This window comes from Ruegeria sp. AB5 (assembly GCF_056542645.1).
In genome coordinates, this window is sequence record NZ_JBQGAE010000012.1 from 100,540 (window position 1) to 123,314 (window position 22,775).

Here is a 22,775-nt window from a genome sequence, read left to right on the forward strand (position 1 = left end):
GCCCTTAGTGCGGGAACGGCCATAGTCTGAGTTTTTCTTTTGCAACACGCCACAGCTGCGCCAGCCCGTGCGGTTCGAGGATCAGGAACATGATGATCAGCGCGCCCACGATCACTAGGTTCAGGTGCGCCACGATATCCGTGGGCCAGCCCAGCACATCGACGCCGACAACTTTCAGCACGACTGGCAGCAGCACAAGGAACGCCGCCCCGGCGAAGGACCCGAAAATCGACCCTAATCCGCCGATAATTACCATGAACAGCACCAGGAATGATTTCTGGATGCCAAAGACCTCACCGACTTCGACCGCGCCCAGATAAACCGCAAAGAACAGCGCCCCCGCAATGCCCACGAAGAATGAGCTGACGGCAAAGGCGGTCAGTTTGGCCTTGAGGGGGTTCACGCCGATGATCTCGGCAGCGATGTCCATGTCGCGGATCGCCATCCAGGTTCTGCCTGTGGTGCCGCGGGTAAGATTGCGCGCGATGATGGCGCTGGCTGTCAGGAAGATCAGGCAGAACAGATAGGCAGCCCAGGCCGGCGCGTTCGGGCCTGTGATGATGATGCCGAACACGTCCCGTTCCGGTGCGTTGATCTGACCGGAAGCCGAGTAGTTATAGAACCACGACACCCGGTTGAAGAGCCACACAAGGAAGAATTGCGCCGCCAACGTGGCCACCGCCAGATAGAACCCCTTGATCCGCAGGCTTGGCAGGCCAAAAACCACTCCCACCAGCGCTGTGATCCCTCCGGCCAGCAGGACGTGAATGAACATGCTGACATCCGGGAAGGCCGTCATAAGCTTGTAGCAGGCATAGGCCCCAACTGCCATGAAACCACCGGTACCAAGGCTGACCTGCCCGCAATACCCGACCAGAATGTTCAGCCCAATCGCCGCAATGGCATAGATCAGGAACGGCAGCAGCAGCGCATTTGCCCAGTAATCATTGATGATGAACGGAATGATCCCAAACGCCACCGCCAGCACAACATAGTACCGATACCGGTCGAACTTGATCGGGAAGGTCTGGCTGTCAGCTATGTACGAGGTTTTGAAATCCCCGGCCTCACGATAGAACATGTCTTACTTTCCCCATTCTTCCTGCGCCCGGTTCCGGGCCGCGGCGTCCAATTGGTTTGAGCCCTTGGCATATCCGCTCGCCTCTGAAGCGCGCACCAGTTTCAGGTAGGCCAGAACACCCATGATCAGACCCGCAAAGGCCAGAATTGCCGCGATGGTCAGTTGGCTATCGGTCAGATCGTCCGAGGTCAGGGCGATGTACCCAAAAGCCCAAAACCCAGCCCATGCGATGACGTTGATGATAGCGAGGAGTTTGGTCATGCCGTGGCACCTCTGTTTCTAACGTTAAGCCAGTGAACAACCGCAGCGAGGGCAGAGTAGAAGAACAGAGAATCCAACGCCCGCAGATATCCGGCATACAAAATCATTCTCATCTGCCACTCCGTTTCGCCTGCCATCAGCATACTCGAACCGGCCAAGTTGATTTCAAAACACTCTCCCAATGAGCGGGCCAATCCGTAGCCCAACAATGCTATTGGCAGTGCTTTGAAGAGGGGTTCTAGTTTGTCCATCTATACTCTCTCGATAATTTTCTCACCGAAGAGACCTTGAGGCCGGAACACCAGAAAGATCAACGCCAGCACATAGGCAAACCAATTCTCGGTCGCGCCGCCCAACGCGGGGCCAAGGGCGAACTCGAACAGCTTTTCCCCAACTCCGATGATCAAGCCACCGACAATGGCACCGGGGATCGAGGTAAAGCCACCCAACATCAGAACCGGCAGCGCCTTGAGGGCAATCAGAGACAGCGAGAACTGCACGCCCGATTTAGTGCCCCACATGATGCCCGCGACCAGCGCGACAAATCCGGCGACAGACCAGACCATGATCCAGATGAAGTTCAGCGAGATCCCAACAGACAGAGCCGCCTGATGATCATCCGCCACCGCTCGCATCGCGCGGCCCTGTTTGGTGTATTGGCTGAACGCAACCAGAGCCGCCACCAGCAGCGCCGCGATCACCGTCGCCACGATGTCCAGATTGTCGATAAAGAACCCGTAGCCGAAAATGTTGTAGGTGCTTTCATCAATCCAAAGGTTGATCCCTTGCGGCAAACCCACATCCAGCGTCTTGATCTCGGATCCCCACATCAGGTCAGCAACGCCCTCAAGGAAATAGGCCAGCCCGATGGTCGCCATGAACAGAATGATCGGTTCCTGCCCAACCAGATGGCGCATCACGAACCGTTGCACGGCCCAGGCCAGCACCACCATGACCGCCATTGTCAAAAGGATCGCCAAAACAGCAGGCACGTTCCAACCGAAATAGTGAATTTTGGTCCCGAATATCGCGTTGATCATATGCGCGAAGGGAACCTGCCCTTTCATGATCCCGACCAGAGTCATCGCCGCGAAAAGGGCCATAACCCCTTGCGCATAGTTGAAAATCCCCGAGGCCTTGTAGATCAGCACAAAGCCCAGTGCGACCAAAGCATACAGCACCCCGGCCATCAGACCGTTGAGAATGACCTCCATCGCAAAAACGAGTTGTTCAGGCATCTGCGCCTCCCCAAATATCTGCCCGGATATCAGTCATGGCTGACCCCCAGATAGGCATCGATGACCTCTTGGTTGTTGCGCACCTCGTCGGGTGTGCCGTCACCAATTTTCTTTCCGTAATCCATCACAACCACACGATCACTCAGGTCCATCACAACTCCCATATCGTGCTCGATAAGCGCAATCGTCGTGCCGAACTCATCATTCACGTCCAGAATAAAGCGGCTCATGTCCTCTTTCTCTTCCACGTTCATGCCCGCCATCGGCTCGTCCAACAGCAACAGCTTGGGCTCGGCGGCTAGGGCACGGGCAAGTTCAACCCGCTTTTTCAACCCGTAAGGCAGGCGCGACACTGGCGTCTTGCGGATGTGCTGGATTTCCAGAAAATCGATCATCTTCTCAACAGCTTCGCGGTTTTCGGTCTCTTCCGCCTCGGCCTTCCCCTTCCACCACGCTTGCTGGAACATGTTTGTCTTCATGAAATTCAGCCGCCCGGTCATCACGTTGTCCAGAACGCTCATGCCTTCGAACAGGGCTATGTTCTGGAACGTCCGAGCGATCCCCTGCTGTGCCACCTCAAAGGGTCGCATCGGCGGGCGCTTGGCCCCATGGAACCAGACTTCGCCCTCTTGCGGGACATAAAACCCGGAAATCACGTTCAACATCGAGGACTTGCCCGCCCCGTTCGGCCCGATAATGGCGCGGATCTCACCTTCGCGAATGTCGAACGAGATATCCTTGATCGCCACCACACCGCCAAAACGCAGGGTGATGTTCTTCATCTCCATCACCACACCGCCGATCTGACGGCCGTCTTCGGTGACATATCCTTCGGAACTATCCAGCATCAGCCTCTCCCAGACTTACGCAAAAACGGGATGGCGGGCGGGGCGATGACCGCAGGTCGAGCGGCGCACGTCAGACCCTTCATTCCGCTGCCACCTTGTGCTGCGCGACCGCAACAACCGGCGCATCCACGATTTCAAGCGTGGCGCTGATCGATCCTTTGCGACCATCTTCATAGGTCACCTCGGTCGTGGTTGAAACGCTTGACGACCCGTCATACAGCGCGGCGATGATATCGTGGAACTTCTCCTCAACGAACCCACGACGCACCTTACGGGTCCGGGTCATCTCGCCATCATCCGCGTCCAACTCCTTGTGCAAAACCACAAAGCGATGCACCTGACAGCCCGATAGCATTTCATCGGCGGCGACAGATTTGTTGACCGCTTCCACATGGGCCTTGATCGTCTCTAACACACGCGGATGACCCGCCAGTTCCTGATAAGACGCATAGGCCACATTGTTGCGCTCGGCCCAGTTGCCGACCGCCGTCAGGTCGATATTGATGAAAGCCACGCAGCGATCCTTGCCATTGCCGAACAGCACGACCTCAAGAATGTCGGGATAGAACTTCAGCTTGTTCTCGACATATTTCGGCGCAAACATCGAGCCATCGGCCATTTTGCCCACGTCCTTGGCACGGTCGATGATGCGCAGATGGCCGCTGCTTTCCTCGATGAAACCGGCATCGCCGGTGGCCACCCAGCCCTCGGCGTCCTTGGTTGAGGCGGTGGAGTCCGGGTTGTTGTAGTATTCGACAAACACCCCGGGTGAGCGATAGTGAATCTCGCCAGTGTCGTCGATCTTCAGCTCAACCGCAGGGGCCGGAACACCGACCGTATCCGCACGCACCTCGCCATCGGGCTGTTGTGTGATGAAAACAGTCGCCTCGGTCTGACCGTAAAGCTGCTTCAGGTTTATGCCCAACGAGCGGTAGAAATCAAAGATTTCAGGCCCAATCGCCTCCCCCGCCGTATACCCCACACGGAACCGGCCATAGCCCAGCGTATCCTTGAGCGGGCCGTAGACCAGCAGATTGCCCAGCGCATATTTCAACTTGTCGCCGAAACCCACCGGTTTGCCGTCCAGCAACTGACCGCCGACCTTCTTGGCATGCGCCATGAAGTGATGGAACATGCGTTGCTTGAGCTTGCCCGCATCCTCCATCCGGATCATCACATTGGTCAGCTGCGTCTCGAACACGCGCGGCGGGGCGAAGAAATAGGTCGGTCCGATTTCGCGCAGGTCGGTCATCATCGTGTCAGCGCTTTCGGGGCAGTTCACGCAGAACCCGCACCAATAGGCCTGACCGATGGAAAAGATGAAATCGCCCACCCAGGCCATCGGCAGATAGGACAGGATGTCCTCATTCCGGGTCAGATGGTCAAACTCTGCAGAATTCTTGGCGCTTTCAATGACATTCCGGTTCGACAGCACCACACCCTTGGGCTTGCCCGTGGTGCCTGAGGTATAGAGCATCACGCAGGTATCGTCGTAAGTGATCGCAGCGATACGCTTGTCCAGTTCCGCATCAAACCTGGCATGACCGGCGCTGCCTTCGGCCTTGATGTCGTCCAGCGCGTTCATCTGGGAATGGTCGTATTTCCGCATTCCCCGCTTGTCTGTATACAGGATGTGCTTGATCTGATGCACTTTTTCCTGAATCTCGATGACCTTGTCGACCTGTTCCTGATCACCGCAGACGACATATTTCGCCCCGCAATGTTCCATCACATAGGTCATCTCTTCGGCGACCGCGTCCTGGTACAGCGGCACCGGAATCGCCCCCACCATCTGCGCCGCGACCATCGACCAGTAATGCGCAGGACGGTTGCGGCCTATGACGGCGATATGGTCGCCCTTCTCGACGCCAAGTTCCAGAAACCCCAGCGCGATGGCACGGATTTCTTCGGCAGCTTGCGCCCAGGTCCAGCATTGCCAGATCCCGAACTCCTTTTCGCGATACGCGGGGGCATCGCCGAATTGAGCTATATTGCGGTGTAATAGAGCCGGAAGGGAGTGCAACCCTTCAGCGCCCGACTGCATCTGAGCCAATCTTTCTCTCCTCCCCACCGACCCCTCCCCGGGCCGGAAATGGCGGGTCCGGGGTGGTGCCCGATCGCCAATGCCCCGATCAGGGACGATGGCACGATCAGCTTTAAGTTTTGCCTGATGTTTTCTCAATCCTTACGAATTGTAACAGGGGTGGAGAGAGATTTACCTATCAAACATTGGCACCTCAAAAACCCACCCAAATGTTGCAAACAAATAGCTCCAGGCAGTCACAGAAACGGCTCGTTCACGGTTAGACAGAAAGGAGAAAATAGGGAAGCCAGAGGGCAAGATGTCAAACAAAACAAGGCCTTTAAATGTTTGGGCACTATTCACCGCAAGCCTCGTAGCCATTTTGACCTCATTCACTGCGATAATTCTGGCCTGTGTCTGGCGGAAAGGTGACCCCGGTTACAAAGTTGTCTAGGACAAGCAAATCCGCAGGTTCTGGACCGCGGGTCTTGGCTGGGCATTGGGCCATTCGTTGTTCTCAGTTACTGCATTCACGGACACGCGCCCCGCTGGTTCGGGTGTACCTTTGCTGGGCAATATCGGTCTGATTGTTATTGTAGTATCGCAGCTCTGGTTCGTGCTATCCGCGCTCATTTCAATGTTCAATATACCTGCGCCAACAGAAATCGGAGTCTCACTTCGGAGTTTCGCGTGACTATAGCTTAGCGTCGCACGGACCCAATATGCGCAGGTGCACTAAGCCGTTTCTGTCGATTCCGGTGCCAACTTATCAACTGCTGAACATAGCCGTGGACTTGAGGTCACCACCCTCTACGGCTACGAATGTGTATTTTAACGACGCTGCTTCTCTGCAAACCCTACGCACTTGCTCAAAAAAACAGCCTAGCGGTAAGACAAGCTGGTCCAAACATAGGTTGAGACGCGCTATGCAAGATTCCCCAAAACACGTGACGGCGGCGCTGCCTCACACGAACAAACCGCCTTCTGATACACCGCCTGCAGGGGCAGAGCGCCCTGAGCGGCTGGCTTGGCTCGTCAATTTGCTAAAGGACTTCTCGGCGATAAGAGTTGTTGACGTTGGCGCAAATCCGATCGAAGGCGATCCATCCTATTCAAGTCTTCTGGGTTATGGCCTGGCCAAGGTGGTAGGTTTTGAACCAAATTCCGAAGCCCATAGTAAGCTAGTAAAACAGGCGTCTCCCAATGAAACCTACTATTGCAAGGCGATCGGCGGCGGCGGTGCTCAAAACCTTTATCTGACACGGCATTCCGGTTTCACGTCCCTTTTCAAACCCGATCAGTCGAGCGCGGAATACCTTGGATTTGTAAGGCCCATGAAAGTGGCGCGAACCGAAGAAATCATGACTGAACGTTTGGATGATCTGGATGAAGTGCAACCAGTAGATTTTCTGAAAATAGACATTCAAGGAGGGGAACTGGACGTTATCAGCAACGCACGCAACAAACTCTCAAATGCGCTGGTCGTTCAAACAGAGGTCCGTTTTTTTCCATTGTACGAGGACGAGCCGACATTCGGAGATCTTGAAAATGAGCTACGCGGTCAGGGATTTACTTTTCACAGTTTCGACTTCTTGAAGAAAGTGCTGGGCAAACGCTCGCTTCGGAAAATGTTGCGTCGCCGTGCGTTCTCCCAAGTTGTTGATGGAGACGCGTTCTTTATCCGAGATCCGAGAAGAATGCGGGATTTCTCAAACGAGCAGCTGTCCAAACTCTGCATCTTGGCCGATAGCGTCATTGGCGCTTTCGATCTCGCTGGTTTGTGCCTGTCAGAGTTGGCGACACGTGGAGAGATTTTGACCGAGGATGTGGATAGGTACGTTTCTCAGTTACCCGACAGGGTATTGCGCTGAATTAAGTTCGCTATTGGTGGTGCCCTTTGCCGCAGGGAGCAAAGACAAAATGCCGGCGCCGGATCCAATTCCAAGCCCAGCTACCTGCGCTGTCGGCCTTTGCTGGTAGCGGTTGCTGGCATGATGTGCCGGTCCGATGGGGCTCCAACTCCGGATGATGAGTTTGTTTTTGTCAATCTTGAGCCTTGAGCGTGCAACCTGCGTCAGGGCACTCATAACCAATCCCTCAAAATCGGAATCAGCGGCACATCCGCCGCTGGCATCGGGTAGTTGCGCAGATCGTTCGCGCGCACCCATTTCAGCGCCTGACCTTCTTTCGACTGCGGAATGCCCTCCCATTTGCGGCAGGCAAACAGCGGCATCAGCAAATGGAAATCGTCATAGCTGTGGCTGGCGAAGGTCAGCGGCGCGAGGCAGGAGGTCCAGGTGTCTATCCCCAGTTCCTCGTGCAATTCGCGGATCAGGGCTGCTTCGGGGCTTTCGCCGGGTTCGATTTTGCCGCCGGGGAATTCCCAAAGACCGGCCATGGATTTGCCTTCGGGGCGTTGGGCCAGCAGGACGCGGCCCTCAATGTCGATCAGGGCGACAGCAGACACTAACAGGGTCTTCACGAGCGATAATCCGCGTTGATCTCGATATAGCCGTGGGTCAGGTCACAGGTCCAGATGGTGGATTTGCCTTGCCCCTGCCCCAGATCGACCGCGATCACAAGGTCTTGGCCCTTCATATAGGCGGCCGCGTCTTCTTCGCGGTAATCGGGGCTGACCCAGCCTTTCTCGGCCACGAGAATATCGCCGAAAGAGATACTCAGCAGATCGCGATCCGCAGCCGCACCGGATTTGCCGATAGCCATGACCACGCGGCCCCAGTTCGGGTCCTCTCCGGCAATCGCAGTTTTCACCAGTGGGGAATTGGCGATGGCCAGCCCGTGGGTTTTGGCATCCGCATCCGAGGCGGCTCCGGTCACACGAATTTCCACGAACTTGGTCGCGCCTTCGCCGTCTCGCACAACCTGTTGCGCCAGATTCAGCATCACGGATTCCAGCGCCTCGGCAAAGGCCGCGTTGCCGGTGGCATCCACGCCGGAGGCACCCGTGGCGCAGAGCATCAGGCTGTCCGAGGTCGAGGTGTCGCTGTCCACGGTGATGCAGTTGAACGTGCGATCCGTCTGAGCGCCCAGCAGCGCCTGCAGCGCCGATTGCTCGACCAAGGCATCGGTGAAGACGTAAACCAGCATTGTCGCCATATCCGGCGCGATCATGCCGGACCCCTTGGCAATCCCTGCAATAGAGACTGTTTTGCCCTCAATCTCGACCTGAGCCGAGGCGCCTTTCGGGAAGGTATCAGTGGTCATGATCGCCCGCGCCGCGCCCTCGATCGCGTGGCGGCTGAGGCCCGATTTCAACGCTTCGAGCTGCGAGACAATGCGATCATGCGGCAGCGGTTCGCCGATCACGCCGGTGGACGAGGTGAACACCCGCTCGACCGGAACACCGGTGGATTTGGAAACCGCCTGCGTCACCTCAGCGACCGAGTTTTGGCCGTAGTGGCCGGTGAACGCGTTGGCATTGCCCGAGTTCACCAGAATCGCCGCAGGCCCATCATTGGGCTTGCCAATCTTGTCCTGACAATCCAGCACCGGCGCGGCGCGAGTGGCGGATCGTGTGAATACGCCTGCCACTGATGTGCCGGGGTCCAGTACGGCCAACATCACATCGGTGCGGCCTTGGTATCGCACGCCGGCCGCGACGGTGGCAAAACGCACACCATCAATCGCGGGCAGGTCAGGGAAACCGGCCGGGGCCAGTGGTGAAATATTGGTGATCGTGGCCACAGGCGTTACTCCTGAATCAGGTCCAGCTGGCGGATAACCTCGGGACCTACACCCTCTAACGCTGAGCGTTCAATCTGGGCCTGTTGTGTAAGCTCGTCGATATGCGCCTGGATCGCCTCTTGCTGAAGAGTCTGAGCCAGATCGTCCCGCACTGCTTCCAGGGCCGGGGCCTCGGATTTGCGCTTGTCGTTCAGGATCACCAGATGCCATCCGAACTGGGTCTGCACCGGATCCGATATCTGACCCTTTTCAAGCGCCAGAACCGCATTTTCGAATTCCGGCACCATCTGACCCTTGCCGAACCAGCCCAGGGCGCCCCCATTTGGCCCGGATGGCCCGGTCGAGTTTTCGCGCGCCAGTTCGGCGAAATTGGCCCCGTCATCCAGTTGTACCTTGATCGCTTTCGCTTCGTCCTCGGTCTCGACCAGAATGTGGCTGGCTTCAAACTCGTCTTCGCCTTCGAACTCGGCAAATTGCGCGTCATAGGCGGCTTGAACTGCCTGGTCGGTCACGACATCGTCGGTCAGTGCGCTGACGGTCTGAACCGCCAGAAGAGACCGCGTTTCGTTGTCCAGCGTCAGCGCGTTCTGGCGCGTCAGGTCTTCTTGTTGCTGACTGAGCAATTGCTGCTGGACCAATTGCTCAACCACGAAGTCGAACAGTACGTCATCCTCGATCTGCTGATACTGCGGCGGCAAGGCCGCAACGGTGGCGATGACATGCCCCAGGGTGATCTCATCCCCGTTCACATTCGCGATGACCGTGCCCGCATCAGGCTTGGTTTCGGCGGCCAATGGCAGCGCCATCACGGCAGTCAGGGCCAGCGATGGCAGAAAAGTGAGGCCTTTGGGCATGGATCAATCCTATTTCTTTGCCGCGACGGGGCGCGGCGTTGACACTTTAGAACCTGCCGCTTACATCGCTTTGAAGCCTTGGACAGGGCCGCCTTTCACCCCCCGTATCTATGGGTTGCGCGCAAGGTGGGCAAGCCTGTCGCAACCACGACAAGAACAGATCCGCTGGAGTGAACATGCTGGGACTCGGAACGCTCGCCAAAAAGGTCTTCGGAACGCCGAACGACCGCAAGATCAAGGCGACCCGCCCCCTGATCGAAAAGATCAATGCGCTGGAACCCGAGTTCGAGAAACTGTCCGATGACGGCCTGATCGAAAAGACCGCCGAACTGCGCAAACGCGCGCTGGATGGGGAAGACCTGGACGATCTGTTGCCCGAAGCCTTTGCCAATGTTCGAGAAGGCGCCAAACGCGCGCTGGGCCTGCGGGCCTTCGACGTGCAGCTGATGGGCGGCGCCTTCCTGCATCAGGGCAATATCTCGGAAATGAAGACGGGTGAGGGCAAGACCCTTGTTGCCACCCTGCCCGCCTATCTGAACGCACTGACCGGCAAAGGCGTGCATGTTGTCACCGTGAACGAATACCTGGCCAAGCGCGACTCGGAATGGATGGGCAAGGTGTTTGGTGCTGTCGGCATGACTACCGGTGTGATCTGGTCGGGACAACCCGACGCCGAGAAAAAGGCCGCCTATGCCTGTGACGTGACATACGCCACCAACAACGAGCTGGGTTTTGACTATCTGCGCGACAATATGAAGGCCGATCTGGCCGAGATCTACCAAAAACACCACAATTTCGCGATTGTGGATGAGGTCGACTCGATCCTGATCGACGAGGCGCGGACACCGTTGATCATTTCAGGGCCGTCGCAGGATCGATCGGACCTGTATACTGCCATCGATGCTCTGATCCCGTTGCTGAGTGACGAACATTTCACTCTGGATGAGAAATCCCGCAATGTAACCTTCACCGATGAAGGCAACGAGTTCCTTGAACAGCAGTTGTTGGCCAATGGTCTGATCCCCGAAGGGCATTCCCTATACGACCCCGAGAGCACAACCGTCGTTCATCACGTCAACCAGGGTCTGCGTGCGCACAAGCTGTTCCAACGTGACAAGGACTATATCGTCCGCGATGGCAATGTCGTTCTGATTGACGAATTCACCGGTCGGATGATGCCGGGACGCCGCATGTCCGAGGGCCTCCACCAGGCGGTCGAGGCCAAGGAAGGCGTTCAGATCCAGCCCGAGAATGTGACTCTGGCCAGCGTGACATTCCAGAACTACTTCCGCCTTTATGACAAGCTGGGCGGCATGACCGGCACGGCGCTGACCGAAGCCGAGGAATTCCAGGAAATCTACGGTCTGGGCGTGGTCGAGGTCCCGACCAACAAACCGATCGCCCGTCTGGACGAAGACGATCAGGTCTATCGCACCGCACTGGAGAAGTACGGCGCCATCATCAAAGAGGCAAAAGAGGCCAGCGAAAAAGGGCAGCCGGTGCTGATTGGCACAACCTCGATCGAGAAATCCGAAGTGCTCAGCCAGATGCTGACCCAGGAAAAGATCGAACACAACGTCCTGAACGCCCGCCAGCACGAGCAAGAAGCGCAGATTGTTGCCGATGCGGGTCGTCTTGGCAATGTGACCATCGCGACCAACATGGCCGGTCGCGGTACCGACATTCAGCTGGGCGGCAATGTCGAACTGAAGGTTCTGCAGGCGCTGGCCGAGAATCCCGAAGCCGACCCTACCGAACTGCGCGCCGCAGAAGAAGCCAAGCACGCGGAAGAAAAGCAAAAGGTCCTGGACGCAGGCGGTCTTTACGTCATGGCATCCGAGCGCCATGAAAGCCGCCGCATCGACAACCAGCTGCGCGGCCGCTCGGGCCGTCAGGGCGATCCGGGCCGCACGGTGTTCTACCTGAGCCTCGAAGACGATCTGATGCGCATCTTCGGCTCGGAACGTCTGGACAAGGTGTTGACCACGTTGGGTATGAAAGAAGGCGAAGCGATCGTCCACCCCTGGGTCAACAAGTCACTGGAACGGGCGCAGTCCAAGGTCGAGGGCCGCAACTTTGACATGCGCAAGAACGTTCTGAAATTCGATGATGTGATGAACGACCAGCGTAAGGTGATCTTCAGTCAGCGGCGTGAGATCATGTCGACCGACGATCTGTCCGAAATCGTCTCGGATATGCGCGAACAGGTGATTGACGACCTTATCGACGAATACATGCCGCCGAAATCCTATGCCGACCAGTGGAACGTCGAAGGATTCTATGCTGCAGTTATTGAAAAACTGGGCGCAGATGTTCCGCTTATCGAATGGGCCGCCGAAGAGGGTGTGGATGACGAGATCATTCGCGAACGTCTGATAAAATCCACCGATGAACTGATGGCACAGAAAGCTGTCGCCTTCGGCCCCGAGAACATGCGCAACATCGAAAAACAGGTCCTGCTGCAGACCATCGACGGCAAATGGCGCGAGCATCTGCTGACGCTGGAACATCTGCGCTCGGTCGTCGGGTTCCGGGGGTACGCCCAGCGCGATCCGCTGAACGAATACAAGACCGAAAGCTTCCAGCTGTTCGAGAGCATGCTGGATTCCTTGCGCGAAACCGTGACTCAGCAGCTGTCACGCGTACGTCCGCTGACCGAAGAAGAGCAAAAAGAAATGTTGGCGCAAATGGCCGCTCAAAAGGCGCAAGCTCAGGCGGCGGTGGATCAGGCCGCTGGCCAGGCGGAAGCCAAGGCCGAGGCTGCCGCGTCAGGCGATGCGCTTCCCGGATTTGACGAAAACGATCCTTCAACCTGGGGTAATCCGTCCCGCAATGACAAATGTCCGTGCGGTTCGGGTAAGAAATTCAAGCATTGCCATGGCAGGCTGACCTAACGTCATCATAAACCAAACACAATCACTCCGCCTCGCGGCCACAAATTAGCCGCGATTGTTAACGAGAGTGCGACTCGCTCCTTCAACTGGGGAGGGTGTTTTGTTTGTAGTCCGAAACTACGTGACCATGTGTGGCACAGTCGCATGTGCCTTGGGCATTGGTTACTTGATGCAGAATGGAACCGCTGCGCAGCCTGATGGCGCGCAGGGTGCTGTATCTGTGGCATCTACCGCCGGTCAGGCTTCGGTGATGGCCGGGCTCGAACATATTGTGCTGACGTCTTCAACCCCCACTGACGTTGACCCCCCTCAGCGCGACCTGCGCGCCTCGCCTGATGTGCCGCAAAAGCAGACCAATTGCAGCATCAGTGCCCGAGCCACGGCTCAGACCGGTGCAAATGCGCGGTTGAAAGTCAAAGCGCCCTGCCACAGCAATGAACGTGTCGAAATTCATCATAGTGGCCTGACCGTCACGCAACAAACCGATGAAAACGGCAGTTTGGACCTGTCTCTTCCGGCCTTGTCCGAATACGCGATTTTCCTGATTTCATTCAAGGATCAAACGGGTACAGTCGCCACCACTCACATCATGGACATCGACCAGTATGACCGGGTCGCGTTGCAATGGCAGGGCCAGACGGACCTGCAAATCCACGCGTTGGAATTCGGGGCCACCTATGGCGAAGAAGGGCATATCTGGGCCAACGCCAAAACCCAGGGGGCGGGTTCCGTCGTTCACCTCGGATCGCCCCAGTTCAGCGACGCGCAGAATGTTCAAGTCTATTCGTTCCCCACAGCACGCTCTGACCAATCCGGTTCGGTGGCACTGACGGTCGAGACCGAGGTGACCGAGGCCAATTGCGGACGCGACCTGAGCGTCCAGTCCCTGGAACTGCGCAGCGACCATCGCTTGCGATCTCGCGATCTGACACTGACAATGCCGACCTGCTCTCATTTGGGTGACTTTCTGGTGTTGAATAATCTGTTCCAAGACCTGACAATCGCGGCAAAGTAACCCGCAGGCAGGCTCGACTTTCACATGACACTTTTCCGTGCGGCGCTGGCCGCACTGTTCTCGGTGGCGCTAGCGGTAATGGCTGCAGCGCAGGACATCACCCTGACATCCCATGATGGCAAGGTTGAAGTCACCGGCACTTTGCTGGGCTTCGACGGCGAGTTCTACCGGGTGGACACCCGGTTCGGAGAGCTGACAATCGATGGCTCGGGCGTCACCTGTGACGGTCCCGCCTGCCCCAGCCTGACCGATTTCGTGGCCGAGATCCGGTTCTCGGGGTCCTCGGTCATGGCAGAGACGGTTCTGCCCGCGCTGATCATCGGCTTTGCGCGACAGGAAGGCCTGACCGCAACACCAACCCGTGTAGATGAACGCAGCTTTGCTTATGAGATAAGCCAGCCCGGGCGCACTGCCCCTCTGGCGCGCTTTTTCTTTCACGTGGGCACAACAGATCAGGGATTTTCGGACCTGTTCGGTGACGCTGCTGATATTGTCATGGCCCAGCGCGAAATCCGGGACGCCGAAACTGACGCGGCCAAAGCTGCGGGCCTGGGTGATTTGACCCGCCCTCAGCGCGCGCGGATTGTTGCGCTGGATGCAATCGTCCCGGTGGTCGCGCCCGAAAACACAATTCGGCAGATATCACCTGCGGATCTGGTGCAGGTTCTGTCCGGAGACCTGACCAACTGGATCGATCTGGGCGGGCCTGATGCCCCAATCGCCCTGCACATGCCGGATATCGGATCGGGCCTGTCACAGGACGTTGAAGACCAGCTTTTGCGTCCGGCCAATGCGCAAGTGTCAAAAACAGCGTTCCGACACGCCCGAAACCGCGATCTGATTCATGCGGTCACCAGTGATCCTTTTGCAATCGGCATCACGACACAAGCTGGTTCGGACACCACGCGCGCCCTGCCTTTGACCGGTGGCTGCGGCCACGCGCTTGCAGCGACCCGCCAATCGATCAAAACAGAAGACTACCCGTTGACTTCGCCGATGTTTCTGTACCTGCCGCAGCGCCGCCTACCGCGTATCGCACGCCAGTTCCTGGCCTACAGCCGATCGCCGGACGCCCAGTTGGCGATACGACAGGCCGGGCTTGTGGATCAGGCGCCGGAAACCTTGCCGGTCGGCCTGCAGGGTGATCGTCTGGCCAACGCCATCGTCTCGGGCGGTGCAGAGGTCGGCCTGGATGAGCTGCAACGCATGATCGCCGCCCTGCGCCCGCTGACGCGCCTGTCCATATCCTTCCGGTTTGAGCCAGGCAGCTCTCGCCCGGATGCGCAATCACGGTCCAACATCCTGCAACTGGCTCATGCGCTTGAGACGGGCGGTTTGATGCCCCGCAAGCTGGTGTTTGCCGGCTTCAGCGACGGGGATGGCGCGGCCAGCAGTAATGCCCGGATCGCGTTGCGGCGGGCTCAAACGGTCCGCAATGCAGTTCTGGCGGCGGTTGAAACCGAGATCCCCCCAAGCGTCGAAATCACAACAGAAGGGTTCGGAGAGGCTATGCCCATGGCGTGTGATGACACCGAATGGGGCCGAAAGGTGAATCGCCGCGTCGAGGTCTGGATTGAATGAAACGCTGTGGCGAGCTGACGCCTGATCGCCCGCCTCAACGTGAACGGAGATTGCCTTTTTCAATCCTGTCGCGAGGGCCGATGCCAAGACGCGCATGACTAAGTTGAATAAAATCAGGCTGTTGCGCGCCCTCAGAAAGGCGCTGCCCACGTCTTGTCCGTCGCCAAATCTGCGCTGAATCCAACGCCTTGTGAATACAGGTTGACTGCCGAGGGAAAACTCTGCCATGAGCGTTTCTGTGTCCGGTTCCGGGTTTACCCGGATAAAAGGGAATGCGGTGCGGGTTTTTCAAATGATCACCCAATGCCGCAACTGCCCCCGCAACTGTAAGCGGTGAGCAGGGCTGATATGCCACTGGGATATCCCGGGAAGGCCAGTCCGATGCTTTGACCCGCAAGTCAGGAGACCTGCCGGATATGCGCCCTCGGAAAAGGGTGCGTCACCGACGCCGGGGCGTGCGTCGGGCCGGTGCCCGGAACGTGGGCAGTTGGTCTCGTTCGCCTTTGCGTCAAGCAATGAAACGTGCCGGGGTTGGCACGACGGGACAAGGAAGACTACCTCATGAAAAAGCTGCTCTGCACGGCTGCTGTTGCGCTGGCATTTCCTGCAATGGCACAGGCGCACTTTCTTCTGGAATACACCACGGACACCATGATCGATGCACCCGGTAACGTGCCGGTCAAGCTGATTTTCTGGCACCCGTTTGAAAACGGTCATGTGATGGATCTGGAAAAACCGCAGGAATTCTTTGTGATCCACAACGGTGAAAAGACCGACCTGCTGGGCACGCTGGAACCTGTTCTGTTCTCCAGCCCGGAAAACGAAGGCACGGGGTTCAAAGGATCGGTGCCCGTCAAACGCTCGGGCGACTATGTCATGGTCACGGTGCCTCAGCCCTACTACGAGGAATCCGAGGATGTCTACATCCAGCAGCTTACCAAGGCCTTCCTGAACCGTAACCAATTGCCGACCGACTGGATGAACCCCGTTGGTCTGGAAACCGAAATTGTCCCGCTGAACAAGCCCTACAACATCATCGCAGGCTCGACCTTTACTGGACAGGTCCTGGCCGATGGCGAACCGGTCGCTGGCGCAGAGATCGAGATCGAATACATGGCGGCTGAACCGAACATGGACAGCGCAGCCTCGACTGATCCATCCGTGTCGCCGATGCCCGGTGGTGCTGTTGTCGCTCTCTCGGATGCCAATGGTTATTTCTCATTTGGTGTTCCGAAAGCCGGATACTGGGGCTTTGCAGCACTTGGGTCGGGTCCACAAACCCGGCATGAGGGCAAAGAACTGAGCCAGGATGCGGTGATCTGGATCCGCGCCTGGGATATGGAGTAAGCGCGAATGCACATTGTCGATGGTGCCCTGTCCAACCCGGTCGTGATCGGCGGAGCCGTCGCAGCCGCCGGTGGGATCGCCATTGGGTTGAGATCGCTTGATCTGGACCGCATCCCGACCGCCGGGGTGCTGTCTGCCAGTTTCTTTGTGGCCTCGCTGATCCATGTGCCGATCGGGCCGTCTTCGGTGCATCTGATACTCAATGGTCTGGCCGGGCTTCTGCTCGGCTGGGCAGCCTTTCCGGCCTTGTTTGTGGGGCTGTTGCTGCAGGCGGTCTTCTTTGGCTTTGGTGGCTTGACCGTACTGGGGATCAACACGTTCAATATTGCACTTCCGGCAGTCCTGGCCGGTCTGTTGTTCAGGCCCCTGATCGGGCGTGGAACACCAGTGTTTGGTGCGATTTGGGGCGGTATTGGCGGCGCTTTCGCAATAGCTGTCACAACGATCATGGTTGGTCTCTCACTTGCCTTGTCGGGGGACGAATTCCTGCCCGCAGCCAAGCTTGTCTTCTTTGCGCATATGCCCGTGATGGTCATCGAGGCTGTGCTGACCGGTTTTGCCGTCCTGCTGGCGCGCAAGGTAAAACCGGAATTGTTTGTGACAAGGTTTGCCGCATGAAGCAGCTGACGCTCATCCTGACCCTTTGCTGCGTTCCGCTTCCGGCGCTTGCCCACAAGGTAATCGCCGGGATATTTGCGTCTGGCGATGCCATCGAAGGGGAAATCGGGTTCTCCAATGGCACCATGGCCGTGGACACCAAAATTGTCGTAACCGACGCTGATGGGAGCGAACTGGGCCGCACAATGACGGATGCGGACGGGTTCTTCGTCTACATTCCGACCGCAGCGGTGGCGCACACATTCTTTGCCGATCTGGGAGCGGGACATGTGGCCCAAGTGACCATGTCTGCGGAAGACGTGGCCGAAATCATGGGTGTTGCAGCCGTTTCGGACACTGCCACCGAGCCCGAAAGGCATGTATCAGAACCTGTATCCGGCGGCGTCTCTGTGGCCTCTCTCAGCGCTGAAGAACGTGAGGTCATCGCGGAACTTGTCCGAGACGAGTTGCGCCCCCTACGCCGCGAGATCGCTGCCTATCGAGAGCACAATGATTTCCAGACCGTTCTGGGCGGCATCGGCTATATCTTTGGTCTGTTCGGGCTGGGGTTCTATCTTGCGGCAAGACGAAAACTGGCACCCTGATGGCGCACGTACTCGGACCACAGGAAAGAACACTCGCCGAGGCTGGCACGGTCGGTCGCCAGGGTTTGATCGCCGCGCTTGATCCGCGCATGCGCATCGTTATGGCTTGTGTCTTTGCGGTCGTGGTGGTTGCCCTGTCGTCCCTTGTCGCACTTGCTGCCGCACTGATGATCGCGTTGTCTTTGCTGGTGCTGTCCCGGCTGCCCTGGCGCAAGACGCTCAAACGCATGGCCATGATGGACGGCTTTATCATGTTCATGCTGGTGATCTTGCCGTTTTCGGTGCCGGGCGACCCGATCTTCACGATCTGGGGCTTTGCCGCCAGTTGGCAGGGCTTTTGGCAGGCGGTCGAAATCGCGCTGACCGCCAACGCTGTGATCCTGGCATTGATGGTGCTTGTTGGTACGATGGAGCCTGTCACGCTGGGCCACGCGCTGCACCGGCTGCGCTGCCCCGAGACTTTGGTCCATCTGCTGATGTTCACGATCCGCTATATCGATGTCCTGCACGAGGAATACCTGCGCCTGCGGGCTGCGATGAAGGTACGGGGCTTCCGACCGGGGACAAACTGGCACACGTATCGCGCTTTTGGGTATCTGGTCGGGATGATGCTGGTAAGAGCGATTGAGCGATCCGAACGCATTCTGGAGGCAATGAAATGCCGCGGGTTCTCTGGCGGTATGCTGTTGCTGCAGGAATACGCTCTGACCCGCCGCGACATTGCTTTTGGTCTCGGGCTGGGCATGCTTTGCGCGGCACTGATCATTCTGGATTTGGCATGACGCTTATCGCACTGGATAACATCTGTTTTGCCTATCCCGGTCAGGCGCCCGTTCTGAATGGGGCCAGTCTGAACCTGAATGCCGGGCAGCGCCTGTCGCTGGCCGGTCCGAACGGGGCAGGTAAATCCACGCTGTTGCGGATCACACTCGGCTTGCAACGCCCGTCCGCTGGCACTGTGACGGTCTTTGGCAAACCGCGCCGGGCCGAGGTCGATTTCCATGAGGTGCGTCGCCGCGTCGGCCTAGTTTTTCAGGACCCCGACGATCAACTTTTCTGTCCGACCGTGGCCGAGGATATCGCGTTTGGGCCGCTGAATCTGGGGAAGACACGCGACGAAGCGTTGGCCGTCGTTGATCGGGTGCTATGCGATCTTGATCTGATGCACCTGAAAGACCGCACCACCCACAAATTGTCAGGTGGCGAAAAGCGCCTGATCACGCTGGCCACGGTTCTGGCGATGGAGCCCGAAGCATTGCTGTTGGATGAGCCAACCAATGCCCTGGACATCAAGAACGAAGCCCGCCTGCTTGAGATTCTGCAATCCCTGCCACAGGCGATCCTGCTGGTCAGTCATTCCCCCGCCTTTCGCGACGCGCTGGCCCCAGACCGGTTGGACTTGCAAGACGGCAAGCTGGTTCCGAGGTAGCTGCAAGCGTGCAGCTCCTATTGCGAAGCGACGCCCCGAAACCGGGAACGGGTGCGATTGGCAAAGGCAACCAGAGACAACATGACCGGGACTTCAACCAGAACTCCGACCACGGTTGCAAGTGCCGCGCCTGAATGCAGCCCAAACAGGCTGATGGCTACGGCGACCGCCAGCTCAAAGAAATTCGATGTCCCGATCATCGCGCAGGGGGCCGCGATCCGGTGCGGGACCTTCAGCGCGTAGGCAGCCCCGTAAGCCAGCGCAAAAATACCGTAGCTTTGGATCAGGATCGGCACGGCAATCAGGACAATGACCATGGGTTTGGACAAAATGGTCTGGCCCTGAAGGCCGAACAGGATCACGACGGTTGCGATCAAGCCCATGATCGACCATGGCTTGACTCGGGTCGAGAAAGCATCGATTGCCTTTTGCGATCCCAGTTTCCGGCGGGTGAACAACCCTGCAATCAGCGGCAACACCACATACAACACTGTGGCCAGAACCAGCGTTTGCCAGGGGACCGAGATGTCGGTCACGCCAAGCAGCAGCGCCACAATGGGCGCAAAGGCCACGACCATGATTAGGTCGTTCACTGACACCTGCACCAGCGTATAGGTTGGATCACCCTTTGTGAGTTGCGACCAGACAAAAACCATCGCAGTGCAGGGCGCCGCACCCAAGAGAATCAGACCCGCGGTGTATTGCGCGGCATCTTCCGGCGCGATCCACGGCGCAAAGACATGGTCAAAGAACACCACCGCCAGCAATGCCATGGTGAAGGGCTTGATCAGCCAGTTGACCACAAGCGTTACGATCAACCCACGCGGTTGGCGGGCGACGCCTGCAACAGCGCGGAAATCGACGCCGACCATCATCGGATAGACCATGGCCCAGATCAAAAGGGCGACAACAAGGTTGACGCTGGCCACCTCGGCCGACGCCACCAGACCGACCAGACCGGGTGCGACCAGCCCAATCAACACGCCGCCAACCATGGCCGCGGCGACCCAGACCGTCAGGTAACGTTCGAAGATGCTCACAGGTATGCCCCTGTTGTCTGGTCGGTCAGCTTGCCCGAAATCAGCGCGGCCAACGCCACCATCGCCGAGGCCGTACCCAGCACAAGAGGCAGACCGCCGATCTGGTAGGTAAAGCCTGACAGGACGGTGCCCAAAAGGCGCCCCGCTGCGTTGGCCATATAGTAAAAGCCCACATCCATCGTGACCCGTTCGGATTGGGTGAAGGCAAGGATCAGATAGGAATGCAGCGAAGAGTTGATGGCGAAGATCGCACCAAAGACCAGCAGGCCGATGACCAGCGTAATTGTCAGCCAGGTCTCGGGGCCTGAAGATAGCATAACGACCAATGTTAGAGCCACAGGGACGCAGAACAGACCCGATGCCCAATTGCGCGCGGCGCGGATCAGATCGCCCTCGGACCGATTCGACGCCCGCAGGATCTTGGGTGCGTTGGCCTGAATGACGCCGTACAGAATGATCCAGAACGCCATGAAGGTGCCGATCATGAAAAACGCGGTGCGGTTGCCTTCCTCTGTGCCATCCGAAAGGACCGCGTAGAAATAGATCGGGATACCGACCACGAACCAGACATCCCGTGCCCCGAACAGAAAGACCCGCGCGGCGGACAGCCAGTTGACGTTGGCAGATTTCGAAAAGACCTCAGAGAACTTCGCGCCCTTGCGGCCCTTTGGCAGACCGGGGGGCATGAAGCGGATGACCGCGAACAGGATCACCGCCAGAACGACTGCCATCACGATGATCGCTGCCTGAAAGCCCAGCGTCGCCAGCATGGCCGCACCGAGCAGAAAGCCCAGACCTTTGACAGCGTTCTTCGATCCGGTCAGCACCGCCACCCAGCGAAACAGCCCGCCGCCCTCGGTCGGGGCCAACAGTTTCACCGCGGATTTCGAGGACATCTTGGCCAGATCCTTGGCCACTCCGCTTGCGCCTTGCACGATCATGACGAAGGCCACAGATGCGCCAATCGCCCAGTTAGGGTCTAGTTGCGTCAACGCCAGCAGCGCCACCACCTGCAAGCCCAGCCCGGCATAGAGCGTCGAGGTCAAGCCAAACCGAGCCGCGATCCAACCCGCTGCAAGGTTCGTCACCATCCCTGCGATTTCATAGAGGACAAACAGATAGGCCAGCTGCACCGGCGAGAAACCCAGCGTATGAAAATGCAATAGGACCAGCATCCGCAGGGCCCCATCGGTCAGCATAAAGGCCCAATAGGCCGCCGTGACCGCGATATAGGCCGACAACCCCTCGGGCCGGTCGGTCACAGCGAGGCCCCAACCATCAGCGCCACATCGACCAGACGGTGGGCATAGCCCATCTCATTGTCATACCAGGCGTAGATCTTCACCTGCGTTCCGTTCACCACCATGGTCGACGGCGCATCCACGATCGAGGAGCGTTCGTCGTTGGTGTAGTCGGTCGAGACCAGCGGGCGGGTCTCGTAGCCCAAAATGCCGTTCAATTCACCTTCGGCGGCGGTTTTGAAGAAGGCGTTGACCTCTTCGACGGTGGTTTCACGCTCAACCTCGAAAACGCAGTCGGTCAGCGAGGCGTTCAACAGCGGAACCCGCACCGCGTGGCCGTTCAGACGCCCCTTGAGTTCAGGGTAGATCAGCGTGATCGCCGTGGCCGAGCCGGTTGTGGTCGGGATCAACGAGTTCAACGCCGAGCGCGCCCGGCGCAGGTCCTTGGCGGGACGGTCGACAATGGTCTGAGTGTTGGTCACGTCATGAATCGTAGTCATAGAGCCGTGGCGGATGCCCAGATTCTCATGGATGACCTTCACCACCGGGGCCAGACAGTTCGTTGTGCAGGAGGCTGCAGTCACGATCTGATGGGTCGCCGGATCGTAGATGTCGTCATTCACACCCATCACGATATTGGCGGTCGGGCCGTCCTTGACCGGGGCCGACACAACAACCTTCTTCACGCCCGCCTTGAAATAGGGGGCCAGCTTGGCTTCGGTCTTGAAGACACCGGTGCAGTCGATCACCACATCGACACCGCCCAGCGGCAGGGCGCTCAGGTCCTTGGTGCCGATGAAGGGCAGGCGGGTGCCGTTGATGGTGACGCTGTCGTCGTCATGTTCGAAAGTGGCGTCCCAGTGGCCATGAACCGTGTCGAACTCCAGAAGATGCGCGTGCATCTCGGCGTCTCCGACCGCGTCATTGATCCAGGCGATCTTGGCGCCTTTCTCCAACAGCGGTTTCAGGGCCAGCTTTCCCATCCGGCCCAAGCCATTCACAGCATATGTGGTCAT

General features: G+C 58.1%; 21 protein-coding genes and 1 riboswitch. Of the genes, 9 read left to right on the top strand and 12 right to left on the bottom strand.

Features of this window, described 5'->3' with window-relative positions; all coding sequences use genetic code 11:
* Positions 1 to 4 precede the first annotated feature (4 nt).
* The 6 genes from ACR0L4_RS17985 to ACR0L4_RS18010 form a co-directional block, all read right to left on the bottom strand.
* Entirely contained in the window at positions 5 to 1,081 is a 1,077-nt protein-coding gene (locus ACR0L4_RS17985) for a branched-chain amino acid ABC transporter permease (RefSeq protein WP_170753778.1), read from the bottom strand.
* A gap of 3 nt (positions 1,082 to 1,084) precedes the next feature.
* Positions 1,085 to 1,342 (bottom strand): hypothetical protein, encoded by a 258-nt coding sequence (locus tag ACR0L4_RS17990; protein WP_480514451.1) that lies wholly within the window; start codon positions 1,340 to 1,342, stop codon positions 1,085 to 1,087.
* Positions 1,339 to 1,593: a hypothetical protein gene (locus ACR0L4_RS17995; protein WP_480514452.1), complete on the bottom strand. Its 255-nt coding sequence runs from the start codon at positions 1,591 to 1,593 to the stop codon at positions 1,339 to 1,341. Before ACR0L4_RS17995 ends, ACR0L4_RS17990 begins: the two co-directional genes overlap by 4 nt.
* Positions 1,594 to 2,580: a branched-chain amino acid ABC transporter permease gene (locus ACR0L4_RS18000; RefSeq protein WP_480514453.1), complete on the bottom strand. Its 987-nt coding sequence runs from the start codon at positions 2,578 to 2,580 to the stop codon at positions 1,594 to 1,596.
* A gap of 29 nt (positions 2,581 to 2,609) precedes the next feature.
* Complete coding sequence (locus tag ACR0L4_RS18005; protein ID WP_170753771.1) at positions 2,610 to 3,428, bottom strand: ABC transporter ATP-binding protein; 819 nt, start codon at positions 3,426 to 3,428, stop codon at positions 2,610 to 2,612.
* A gap of 79 nt (positions 3,429 to 3,507) precedes the next feature.
* Positions 3,508 to 5,472, bottom strand: coding sequence for an AMP-binding protein (locus ACR0L4_RS18010; protein ID WP_480514473.1), 1,965 nt, complete (start codon positions 5,470 to 5,472; stop codon positions 3,508 to 3,510).
* Positions 5,473 to 6,377: 905 nt separating this feature from the next.
* On the opposite strand from ACR0L4_RS18010, the gene ACR0L4_RS18015 reads away from it, so the two are divergent.
* Positions 6,378 to 7,322 carry an FkbM family methyltransferase gene (locus ACR0L4_RS18015; protein ID WP_480514454.1) on the top strand — a complete coding sequence of 315 codons (945 nt, stop codon included), beginning with the start codon at positions 6,378 to 6,380 and terminating at the stop codon, positions 7,320 to 7,322.
* Between the two features lie 212 nt (positions 7,323 to 7,534).
* On the opposite strand, the gene ACR0L4_RS18020 is transcribed toward ACR0L4_RS18015, so the two are convergent.
* The 3 genes from ACR0L4_RS18020 to ACR0L4_RS18030 are packed head-to-tail and all read right to left on the bottom strand — an operon-like array spanning position 7,535 to position 10,010.
* Positions 7,535 to 7,933 carry a (deoxy)nucleoside triphosphate pyrophosphohydrolase gene (locus ACR0L4_RS18020; RefSeq protein WP_480514455.1) on the bottom strand — a complete coding sequence of 133 codons (399 nt, stop codon included), beginning with the start codon at positions 7,931 to 7,933 and terminating at the stop codon, positions 7,535 to 7,537.
* Positions 7,930 to 9,156, bottom strand: a complete 1,227-nt coding sequence (gene argJ, locus ACR0L4_RS18025) for a bifunctional glutamate N-acetyltransferase/amino-acid acetyltransferase ArgJ (RefSeq protein WP_480514456.1) — start codon at positions 9,154 to 9,156, stop codon at positions 7,930 to 7,932. Before argJ ends, ACR0L4_RS18020 begins: the two co-directional genes overlap by 4 nt.
* A gap of 5 nt (positions 9,157 to 9,161) precedes the next feature.
* Positions 9,162 to 10,010 (bottom strand): peptidylprolyl isomerase, encoded by an 849-nt coding sequence (locus ACR0L4_RS18030; RefSeq protein WP_480514457.1) that lies wholly within the window; start codon positions 10,008 to 10,010, stop codon positions 9,162 to 9,164.
* 176 nt (positions 10,011 to 10,186) lie between these two features.
* Between ACR0L4_RS18030 and secA the strand changes: the two genes are divergently transcribed.
* The 8 genes from secA to ACR0L4_RS18070 all read left to right on the top strand — a co-directional run bounded on the left by secA (position 10,187) and on the right by ACR0L4_RS18070 (position 19,478).
* The gene (secA, locus tag ACR0L4_RS18035) at positions 10,187 to 12,904 is read left to right on the top strand and encodes a preprotein translocase subunit SecA (protein ID WP_480514458.1); all 2,718 of its coding nucleotides are present in this window, start codon (positions 10,187 to 10,189) and stop codon (positions 12,902 to 12,904) included.
* A 100-nt stretch (positions 12,905 to 13,004) separates the two neighbouring features.
* Positions 13,005 to 13,919, top strand: a complete 915-nt coding sequence (locus ACR0L4_RS18040; RefSeq protein WP_480514459.1) for a hypothetical protein — start codon at positions 13,005 to 13,007, stop codon at positions 13,917 to 13,919.
* 24 nt (positions 13,920 to 13,943) lie between these two features.
* Positions 13,944 to 15,500 carry a phosphate ABC transporter substrate-binding/OmpA family protein gene (locus tag ACR0L4_RS18045; protein WP_480514460.1) on the top strand — a complete coding sequence of 519 codons (1,557 nt, stop codon included), beginning with the start codon at positions 13,944 to 13,946 and terminating at the stop codon, positions 15,498 to 15,500.
* Positions 15,501 to 15,726: 226 nt separating this feature from the next.
* Positions 15,727 to 15,929, top strand: a riboswitch (cobalamin riboswitch).
* Positions 15,930 to 16,061: 132 nt separating this feature from the next.
* Positions 16,062 to 16,847: a DUF4198 domain-containing protein gene (locus ACR0L4_RS18050; protein WP_480514461.1), complete on the top strand. Its 786-nt coding sequence runs from the start codon at positions 16,062 to 16,064 to the stop codon at positions 16,845 to 16,847.
* A 6-nt stretch (positions 16,848 to 16,853) separates the two neighbouring features.
* The gene (gene cbiM, locus ACR0L4_RS18055; RefSeq protein WP_480514462.1) at positions 16,854 to 17,465 is read left to right on the top strand and encodes a cobalt transporter CbiM; all 612 of its coding nucleotides are present in this window, start codon (positions 16,854 to 16,856) and stop codon (positions 17,463 to 17,465) included.
* Entirely contained in the window at positions 17,462 to 18,049 is a 588-nt protein-coding gene (locus ACR0L4_RS18060; RefSeq protein WP_480514463.1) for a cobalt ABC transporter permease, read from the top strand. The genes cbiM and ACR0L4_RS18060 overlap by 4 nt, the downstream gene beginning before the upstream one ends.
* Positions 18,049 to 18,831 (top strand): cobalt ECF transporter T component CbiQ, encoded by a 783-nt coding sequence (cbiQ, locus tag ACR0L4_RS18065; RefSeq protein WP_480514464.1) that lies wholly within the window; start codon positions 18,049 to 18,051, stop codon positions 18,829 to 18,831. The genes ACR0L4_RS18060 and cbiQ overlap by 1 nt, the downstream gene beginning before the upstream one ends.
* The gene (locus ACR0L4_RS18070; RefSeq protein WP_480514465.1) at positions 18,828 to 19,478 is read left to right on the top strand and encodes an energy-coupling factor ABC transporter ATP-binding protein; all 651 of its coding nucleotides are present in this window, start codon (positions 18,828 to 18,830) and stop codon (positions 19,476 to 19,478) included. The genes cbiQ and ACR0L4_RS18070 overlap by 4 nt, the downstream gene beginning before the upstream one ends.
* A gap of 17 nt (positions 19,479 to 19,495) precedes the next feature.
* On the opposite strand, the gene arsB is transcribed toward ACR0L4_RS18070, so the two are convergent.
* The 3 genes from arsB to ACR0L4_RS18085 are packed head-to-tail and all read right to left on the bottom strand — an operon-like array spanning position 19,496 to position 22,775.
* A complete protein-coding gene (arsB, locus tag ACR0L4_RS18075) occupies positions 19,496 to 20,518 on the bottom strand; it encodes an ACR3 family arsenite efflux transporter (protein ID WP_480514466.1) in 1,023 nt (340 codons plus the stop codon).
* Complete coding sequence (gene arsJ, locus ACR0L4_RS18080; RefSeq protein WP_480514467.1) at positions 20,515 to 21,780, bottom strand: organoarsenical effux MFS transporter ArsJ; 1,266 nt, start codon at positions 21,778 to 21,780, stop codon at positions 20,515 to 20,517. Before arsJ ends, arsB begins: the two co-directional genes overlap by 4 nt.
* Positions 21,777 to 22,775 carry an ArsJ-associated glyceraldehyde-3-phosphate dehydrogenase gene (locus ACR0L4_RS18085; protein WP_480514468.1) on the bottom strand — a complete coding sequence of 333 codons (999 nt, stop codon included), beginning with the start codon at positions 22,773 to 22,775 and terminating at the stop codon, positions 21,777 to 21,779. Before ACR0L4_RS18085 ends, arsJ begins: the two co-directional genes overlap by 4 nt.

Bases quoted from the DNA above. Each gene is read 5' to 3' on its own strand.
- ACR0L4_RS17985 (WP_170753778.1), bottom strand. From the start codon at position 1,081: ATGTTCTATCGTGAGGCCGGGGATTTCAAAACCTCGTACATAGCTGAC.
- ACR0L4_RS17990 (WP_480514451.1), bottom strand. From the start codon at position 1,342: ATGACCAAACTCCTCGCTATCATCAACGTCATCGCATGGGCTGGGTTT.
- ACR0L4_RS17995 (WP_480514452.1), bottom strand. From the start codon at position 1,593: ATGGACAAACTAGAACCCCTCTTCAAAGCACTGCCAATAGCATTGTTG.
- ACR0L4_RS18000 (WP_480514453.1), bottom strand. From the start codon at position 2,580: ATGCCTGAACAACTCGTTTTTGCGATGGAGGTCATTCTCAACGGTCTG.
- ACR0L4_RS18005 (WP_170753771.1), bottom strand. From the start codon at position 3,428: ATGCTGGATAGTTCCGAAGGATATGTCACCGAAGACGGCCGTCAGATC.
- ACR0L4_RS18010 (WP_480514473.1), bottom strand. From the start codon at position 5,472: ATGCAGTCGGGCGCTGAAGGGTTGCACTCCCTTCCGGCTCTATTACAC.
- ACR0L4_RS18015 (WP_480514454.1), top strand. From the start codon at position 6,378: ATGCAAGATTCCCCAAAACACGTGACGGCGGCGCTGCCTCACACGAAC.
- ACR0L4_RS18030 (WP_480514457.1), bottom strand. From the start codon at position 10,010: ATGCCCAAAGGCCTCACTTTTCTGCCATCGCTGGCCCTGACTGCCGTG.
- secA (WP_480514458.1), top strand. From the start codon at position 10,187: ATGCTGGGACTCGGAACGCTCGCCAAAAAGGTCTTCGGAACGCCGAAC.
- ACR0L4_RS18045 (WP_480514460.1), top strand. From the start codon at position 13,944: ATGACACTTTTCCGTGCGGCGCTGGCCGCACTGTTCTCGGTGGCGCTA.
- ACR0L4_RS18050 (WP_480514461.1), top strand. From the start codon at position 16,062: ATGAAAAAGCTGCTCTGCACGGCTGCTGTTGCGCTGGCATTTCCTGCA.
- cbiM (WP_480514462.1), top strand. From the start codon at position 16,854: ATGCACATTGTCGATGGTGCCCTGTCCAACCCGGTCGTGATCGGCGGA.
- ACR0L4_RS18060 (WP_480514463.1), top strand. From the start codon at position 17,462: ATGAAGCAGCTGACGCTCATCCTGACCCTTTGCTGCGTTCCGCTTCCG.
- cbiQ (WP_480514464.1), top strand. From the start codon at position 18,049: ATGGCGCACGTACTCGGACCACAGGAAAGAACACTCGCCGAGGCTGGC.
- ACR0L4_RS18070 (WP_480514465.1), top strand. From the start codon at position 18,828: ATGACGCTTATCGCACTGGATAACATCTGTTTTGCCTATCCCGGTCAG.
- ACR0L4_RS18085 (WP_480514468.1), bottom strand. From the start codon at position 22,775: ATGACCACATATGCTGTGAATGGCTTGGGCCGGATGGGAAAGCTGGCC.